The following is a 5,167-nucleotide window of genomic DNA, read 5'->3' on the forward strand; positions in this document are numbered from 1 at the left end:
GCCTAGGGTTGGGGGGTGAACGAGATGCCGCGGGAACATCGGGTCGGCAAGTCCATCAGGGTGCTCCTCGCCGAGGACCAGGGGATGATGCGGGGCGCGCTCGCCCTGCTCCTGGGGATGGAGGCCGACATCGAGGTGGTGGCGCAGGTCGGGACGGGGGACGCCATCGTGGGGGCGGCCCTGGAGTCGCGGCCCGACGTGGCGCTGCTGGACATCGAGCTGCCCGGGATCAGCGGACTGGACGCCGCCGCGCTGCTGCGGGACGAGACGCCCGACTGCCGGGTGCTGATCCTGACCACCTTCGGCCGCCCCGGCTACCTGCGGCGGGCCATGGAGGCGGGCGCCGCCGGGTTCCTGGTCAAGGACGGGCCCGTGGAGGAGCTGGCCCGGGCGATCCGCCGGGTGCTGACCGGGGAGACCGTCATCGACCCGGCGCTCGCGGCGGCCGCGCTGGGCGCAGGCCCCAATCCGCTCACCGCCCGCGAGTGCGACGTCCTGAAGGCCTCGGCGGACGGCGCGACCGTCGCCGACATCGCCACCAAGCTCCACCTCTCAGAATCGACGGTCCGCAACTACCTCTCCTCCGCCATCGGCAAGACATCCACCAGAAACCGCATGGAGGCAATGAGAGAGGCCCGCCACCAGGGCTGGCTGTAGACCAACCGCCTTTCGCTCTCAGGGGCGCGGGGAACGGCGCAGTCTTTTGCCTTTAGGGGCGCGGGGAACTGCGCAATCTTTTTCCCGCGGCCCGGCGGAGCCACCCGGCAGCCAGACCCGCATCAGCACCGCCCCACCGAGCAGCACGAGACACCCCGTGCGGAACACCAGCGCGTACCCCGCCGTGAGCGCCTCCGCCGAGGCCTCACCCCCGCTGCGCGCCGCCGCGATCGTCGCCATCACCGACAGCCCCAGCGAACCGCCCATCGTCCGCGAGGTGTTGACCAGCCCGGACACCAGCCCCGCGTCCTCCGGCCGCGCCCCCGACGTGGCGACGGCGGCGAGCGGTGTCGCGGAGAGCCCCGCGCCGAGCATCATCAGGACGCCGGGCAGCATGATCGTGGTGACGTACGCCCCGTCCGCGCTCATCGTGGACTGCCACCCGAACCCGGCCGCCGCCACCAAGGCCCCGGTCACCGCGACGTTGCGCGCCCCGAGCACCGGCATGATCCTGGGCGCGGCCTTCGAACCCAGGATCACCGCGAGCGAGCTGGGCACCAGCGCCAGTCCGGCCTCCAGGGGCGTGTAGCCGAGCACGTTCTGCGCGTACAGCGTCATGAAGAACCACATGCAGAACATCGCCGAACCGCACAGGAACATCGCGACGTTCGCCGACGACACGGACCGCAGCCGGAACAGTCCCAGCGGCATCAGCGGCGCCTTCGCGCGCGCCTCGACGAGCAGGAACAGCCCGATCAGCGCGGCCCCGCCCGCCAGCGGGACCAGGGTCGCGGCGGACGCCCACCCCTCGGCCTCGGTCTGCACGATCCCGTACGCGAGGGTCGCGAGCCCCGCCGTCACCAGTACGGCACCGGGCAGGTCGGGCCGCCGCCCGCCGCCGGCCCGGCCCTCGGTGAGCCAGAAGAGGGCGCCGGCCAGCACCAGGGCGCCGATCGGGACGTTGATGAGCAGGACCCACCGCCAGTTCAGGCCGTCGACCAGGAGTCCGCCGACGAGTCCGCCCGCCGCGCCGCCGCCCCCGCCGACCGCGGTCCAGGTCGCGATGGCGCGCGCACGCGGGGCGCCCTCCGGCACGGCCGACGTCAGGATCGTCAGCGTCGAGGGGGCGAGCACGGCCGCGCCGAGTCCCTGCACGGCCCGCGCGGCCAGCAGCTGCCACTCGGCCTGCGCGAGCCCGCCCGCCAGGGAGGCCAGGGTGAACAGCGCCAGCCCGACCAGGAACATCAGCTTGCGCCCGTAGAGGTCGCCGGCCCGGCCGCCGAGCAGCATGAAACCGGCGAAGGCGATCGTGTACGCGTTGACGACCCACTGGAGGCCGGGGGCGCTCAGCCCGAGGTCGGAACGCATCGACGGCAGCGCCACGTTGACGACGGACACGTCGAGCACGACGAGGAACTGGCCCGCGCAGGCCAGGGCGACCACCAGCCAGGTGGGCGGCGCGGGACGGCGGGAGCGGGACAGGGGTATCTCTTCGGCGGCTCTGAGCGTGGGCATAGGGGTCATGGTCGCAGGGGCCCGCTGCCCCGTACATCCTCCTTTCACCGCACGGGCGTCGGTCATGGGACCTAGAACCTCAGGCCCGGTCCCGGACCCGAGGCCAGGCCCGGGTCCGGGACCTGATCGAACGCCGGACGTACGCCCGACGTACGCCGGACGTAATGAGAAGGTCAAGAAATCGTTAGCGGCTCGAAGCAACGGAATAGTTGCCTGGGCGCACGGGGTTCACCCTGCACCTACCCCTCTCCCGCCTCTGGAGGCCGCACGCATGACCCGGACAGTGACGGACCCGCACACCCGAAGGCCCGGCGGAGGCGGAATCGTTCCGGTACTGGCCTTCGCGGGCATCGTCGTCGCGGTGATGCAGACCCTCCTCGTGCCGGTCATCAAGGACCTGCCGGAGCTGCTGGGCACCTCCCCCGGCAACGCCACCTGGGTCATGACCTCCACCCTGCTCGCGGGCGCCGTCGCCACGCCGATCATGGGCCGCCTCGGCGACCTCTACGGCAAGCGGCGCATGCTGATCTCCAGCCTCGCCGTGATGGTGGTGGGCTCGCTGATCGCCGGGTTCACCAGCGAACTGCTCGTGATGATCGTCGGCCGTGCGCTGCAGGGCTTCGCGATGGGCGCCATCCCGCTCGGCATCGGCCTGATGCGCGACGAGCTGCCACTGGAGAAGCTCGGCTCGGCGATGGCCCTGATGAGCTCCTCGATCGGCGTCGGCGGCGGGCTGGCCCTGCCGGTCGCGGCGCTGGTGGCGCAGCACGCCGACTGGCACGCGCTGTTCTTCGCCTCGGCGGGTCTCGGCGTCCTCTCCATCGTGCTCACCCTGCTCTTCGTGCCCGAGTCCCCGATGCGCGCCGCCGGCACCTTCGACTACGCGGGTGCCCTCGGCCTCTCCGCCGGTCTGGTCCTCTTCCTCCTGCCGATCACCAAGGGCAGCGACTGGGGCTGGACGTCCGGCACGACCCTCGGCCTGTTCGGCGCCGCGGCGGTCGTGCTCCTGCTGTGGGGCGCGATGGAGCTGCGGATCAAGGCGCCGCTGGTCGACCTGCGCACCACGGCCCGGCCCGCGGTGCTCTTCACCAACCTCGCCTCGATCATGGTCGGTGTCGCCTTCTACGCCGTCTCCCTGGTCCTGCCGCAGCTGCTGCAGCTGCCCGCGTCGACCGGGTACGGGCTCGGCCAGTCCATGGTCGTGGCGGGTCTGTGCGTGGCGCCGCTCGGTCTGACGATGATGTTCACGGCGCCGGTGTACGCCCGGCTGTCCGCCAAGTACGGCCCCAAGGTCACCCTGATGATCGGCCTGCTGGTCATCGCGATCGGGTACGGCGCCGGGCTCGGCCTGATGAGCGCCGCCTGGCAGACCGTCGTCATCGCGGTGGTCCTGGGCGCGGGCATCGGTCTCGCGTACTCCTCGCTGCCCGCGCTGATCATCGGTGCCGTACCGGCGTCCGAGACCGGGGCGGCCAACGGGCTCAACACGCTGATGCGCTCGATCGGCACGTCCGTGTCCAGCGCGGTGATCGGCATGGTCCTGGCGAACACGGCGGACCAGGTGGGCGGGGTGGCCGTGCCCACGATGCACGGGTTCCGGGTGTCGTTCCTGATCGCCACCGGGGCGGTGCTGGCGGGGCTGGTGTTCGCGGCGTTCCTGCCGGGCCGGCGGGCGGCCGCTGCCACGGCGAAGCCTCATCTGGTGGCGTCCAGCGAGGACGCGCCTGTGGCTGCCGCCGGCTCCGCGGGCGGCCCCGCCGACCGGGCCGGGTTCCGTGGGCGGGTGCTGAGCGCCGACGGTGTTCCCGTCGCCCGGGCCAAGGTGACGCTGATCGACCGGCGGGGGCGGCAGGCGGGGGCGACGCTGTCGTCCGCGGACGGTGCGTATGCACTGGCCGTGCCGGGTGAGGGGGCGTATGTGCTGGCCGTCACGGCGGCGGATGGGTACGGGCCGCTTGCGTCCGGGGCGAGTCATCCCGGTGGGGTGCGGGTGCTTGAGGTGGACCTTGCGGTGCCCGGCGCGGAGGTATTGGCGTAGCCAGTTCTTTGGGGGGGCGGGGGATGCGGGTGCGTCGTCGGGTGCGGCCGCGTCGTGGCTGATCGCGCAGTTCCCCGCGCCCCTTAAAAGCGAAAAGATTGCGCAGTTCCCCGCGCCCCTAGGTATCTAGGGGCGCGGGGAACTGCGCGGCCAGCCCTCACTCACCCGCACCCACCTCCACACCCGCACCCCCTCCCCTGCAAGAACCCGTACGACCTGGAGGACCCCCATGCCCCCGGCACCCGCACCCGCACCCGAACCCGCCGTCCTGGCCGTCTTCGAAGCGGCCAAGGGGTTCATGCCCGTCGGGGAAGGGCTCGCCCTGTACGAGGCCGCCGTCGAGGCGGGGCGGCTGGGGCTGCCGCTGCTGGAGGTCGGTACCTACTGCGGCCGGTCCACCGTCCTGCTGGCCGACGCGGCGCGGGGAGCCGGGGTCACCGCCGTCACCGTCGACCACCACCGGGGCAGCGAGGAGCAGCAGCCGGGGTGGGAGTACCACGACCCGGCCACGGTCGACCCGGAGCTGGGGCTCATGGACACCCTTCCGACCTTCCGCCGCACGCTCCACCGGGCCGGTCTGGAGGACCACGTGGTCGCCGTGGTCGGGCGGTCGCCGCAGGTCGCCGCCTTCTGGAACTCCCCCCTCGGCCTCGTCTTCATCGACGGCGGCCACACCGACGAGCACGCGAGCGGGGACTACGAGGGCTGGGCGCCCCACGTCGCCGAGGGCGGGCTGCTGCTCATCCACGACGTGTTCCCGGACCCGGTGGACGAGTTCACCGGGCAGGCGCCGTACCGCGTCTACCTCCGGGCGCTGGAGTCCGGCGCCTTCACCGAGGTCTCCGCGACCGACTCGCTGCGCGTGCTGCGGCGTACGGGTCAGGGCTGCTGACCCGGCGCCCCTCCTTCACCGCGTCCGGCCGGGCCGACCCGTAAGGTGTTGGCCGTGTCATACGT

4 protein-coding genes are annotated in these 5,167 nt (G+C 72.6%); 3 read left to right on the forward strand and 1 reads right to left on the reverse strand.

What is annotated here, in order from left to right; all coding sequences use genetic code 11:
- Positions 1-24 precede the first annotated feature (24 nt).
- On the forward strand, positions 25-657 hold the full coding sequence (locus FGF04_RS24405; protein WP_149513819.1) for a response regulator transcription factor: 633 nt from the start codon (positions 25-27) through the stop codon (positions 655-657).
- Positions 658-675: 18 nt separating this feature from the next.
- On the opposite strand, the gene FGF04_RS24410 is transcribed toward FGF04_RS24405, so the two are convergent.
- Positions 676-2,181, reverse strand: a complete 1,506-nt coding sequence (locus FGF04_RS24410; protein WP_149513409.1) for an MFS transporter — start codon at positions 2,179-2,181, stop codon at positions 676-678.
- Between the two features lie 262 nt (positions 2,182-2,443).
- Here FGF04_RS24410 and FGF04_RS24415 point away from each other — a divergent pair, with 262 nt between their 5' ends.
- Both FGF04_RS24415 and FGF04_RS24420 read left to right on the forward strand, forming a co-directional pair.
- Positions 2,444-4,210, forward strand: a complete 1,767-nt coding sequence (locus FGF04_RS24415) for an MFS transporter (protein WP_149513410.1) — start codon at positions 2,444-2,446, stop codon at positions 4,208-4,210.
- 229 nt (positions 4,211-4,439) lie between these two features.
- Positions 4,440-5,102 carry a class I SAM-dependent methyltransferase gene (locus tag FGF04_RS24420; RefSeq protein ID WP_149513411.1) on the forward strand — a complete coding sequence of 221 codons (663 nt, stop codon included), beginning with the start codon at positions 4,440-4,442 and terminating at the stop codon, positions 5,100-5,102.
- The last annotated feature ends 65 nt before the right edge of the window (positions 5,103-5,167 follow it).

The organism is Streptomyces apricus (assembly GCF_008369065.1).
Classification (GTDB): Bacteria; Actinomycetota; Actinomycetes; order Streptomycetales; family Streptomycetaceae; genus Streptomyces; species Streptomyces apricus.

What these genes read in the sequence shown, in the direction of transcription:
- FGF04_RS24405 (WP_149513819.1), top strand. Translation starts at nt 25, where the DNA reads ATGCCGCGGGAACATCGGGTCGGCAAGTCCATCAGGGTGCTCCTCGCC.
- FGF04_RS24410 (WP_149513409.1), bottom strand. Translation starts at nt 2,181, where the DNA reads ATGACCCCTATGCCCACGCTCAGAGCCGCCGAAGAGATACCCCTGTCC.
- FGF04_RS24415 (WP_149513410.1), top strand. Translation starts at nt 2,444, where the DNA reads ATGACCCGGACAGTGACGGACCCGCACACCCGAAGGCCCGGCGGAGGC.
- FGF04_RS24420 (WP_149513411.1), top strand. Translation starts at nt 4,440, where the DNA reads ATGCCCCCGGCACCCGCACCCGCACCCGAACCCGCCGTCCTGGCCGTC.